Raw genomic sequence first — 317 nt, 5'->3', positions numbered from 1 at the left:
AGTTAATTGATCATGGCAAAACAAAGCGAGGACCTCAACCTGAATGATCGATACCAGAGATGATGACAATTGTCATTTTATTTCATCAATCAAATGATCGAACATTTAAGCACTTTTATGGTTATGTTACCAAATACTTAGTTAAAGAATTTCCAAACTTAATTAGTTATAGCCGCTTGGTTTATTTAAAGAAGAACCTTTTTGTTCCTCTATTTGCTTATCTTTTGGATAAAAGAGGAGAAATCACAGGAATTGCTTTTATTGATTTTCCATCGATAGATGTTTGCCACAATAAACGCATAAAAAGAAACAAGGTC

1 pseudogene is annotated in these 317 nt (G+C 31.9%); it reads left to right on the top strand.

Going from position 1 to position 317, the window contains the following annotated elements:
- Positions 1–317, top strand: a pseudogene (locus BU804_RS06505) (IS982 family transposase); the annotation flags it as partial.

This window comes from Candidatus Protochlamydia sp. W-9, from assembly GCF_001950615.1.
GTDB classification, from domain to species: Bacteria; Chlamydiota; Chlamydiia; order Chlamydiales; family Parachlamydiaceae; genus Protochlamydia; species Protochlamydia amoebophila.
Note: the sequence above shows the minus strand (reverse complement) of the source record. Positions and strands in the feature narration are given on the sequence as shown.